1 protein-coding gene is annotated in these 1411 nt (G+C 72.4%); it reads left to right on the top strand.

What is annotated here, in order from left to right:
- Window positions 1-1411, top strand: a 1411-nt coding sequence (locus ABZU25_RS34470) for a polyketide synthase dehydratase domain-containing protein (RefSeq protein WP_355033549.1), incomplete at both ends; no start/stop codon positions are given.

The raw sequence follows: 1411 nt of genomic DNA on the forward strand, positions 1-1411 counted from the left end.
CCCGCACCCGCCACTGGCTCACCGCACCACCACACACCCACACCAACCCCCACACCCTCGGCCTCAACCCCACCACCCACCCCCTCCTCGCCACCGTCAGCGAACTGCCACACCACCGCACCACCCTCTACACCACAGTGCTCAGCACCCAGACACAGCAGTGGATCCGCGACCACGCCCTCAACCACGTGCCGCTGCTACCCGCCACCGCGTACCTCGACCTCGCCCTCCACGCCGGGCTGCCGCACGTCGAGGACCTCACCATCCAGGCGCCCCTGGTGCTGGACCGGCCGAGGCGGCTACAGGTGACGGTGACCGAGGATGACGCGGGCACGCAGACGGTGCTGTTCCTGAGCCAGCCACAGGACGCGGACCCGGACACCCCGTGGACGTCACACGCCACCGGCACCCTGACCCGAGGCTCGACCACTCCCGCCACGGAGCAGAGCACCGAATGGCCGCCGGCCGGCGCCACCGTCGTGCCCCTCGACGACGCGTACGACCGGCTGGCCGACGCCGGTTACGACTACGGGCCGGCCTTCCGCGGGCTACGGGCGCTGTGGCGGCGCGACGGGCAGATCTTCGCCGAGGTGGCGCTGCCGGCCGAGGCCGGGACCGTGGACGGCTTCGGCCTACACCCGACCCTGCTCGACGCGGCCCTGCACCCGGTGCCGCTCGGCGCGGTCGGCGAGCTCGGGCCGGGACTGCTGCCGTTCTCCTTCCGGGGGGTGACCCTGCACGCGGTCGGCGCCACGGTCCTGCGGGTCACGCTGTCGGCCACCGGGCCGGACAGCATCACGCTCACCGCCGCGGATGCGGCCGGCGCGCCGGTGCTCACCGTCGACGAGTTGCGGCTGCGCACGGCCGACCTCACCAACCTCGGTGGCGGTGCGCCTCGGGTCCTCTACGAGTTGACCTGGGAGCGGGTGGTGGGTGCGGCGGCGGTCGGGGAGCCGTTGCTGCTGGATCTGACAGGTGACACCGTGCACAGCGCGTTGCCGCGTTTGCAGGAGGCGCTCACCGGTGACGAGCCGTTGCTGGCGCACACCCGTAACGGGGTCTCCGATCCGATCGATCCTGAGCAGGCCGCGATCTGGGGTTTGCTGCGTACCGCCCAACTCGAACACCCCGATCGACTCACGATCGTGGACAACCACGACCCCGCCAACCCGCCGCCGGCCACCGAACCGCAGGTCGCCACCCGCGACGGGCAGCACTACGCGCCGCGACTCACCCCCACCCCTACACCCATCCCCCACCAACTGCCCCTGGACCCCGAGGGCAGCATCCTCATCACCGGCGGCACCGGCACCCTGGGCGCCCTCATCGCCCGCCACCTCCACCAACGCGGCTACCACCACCTCATCCTCGCCAGCCGCCGCGGCCCCAACGCACCCCACGCCCACCACCT

The organism is Micromonospora sp. NPDC005215, assembly GCF_040607915.1.
GTDB lineage: Bacteria > Actinomycetota > Actinomycetes > Mycobacteriales > Micromonosporaceae > Micromonospora.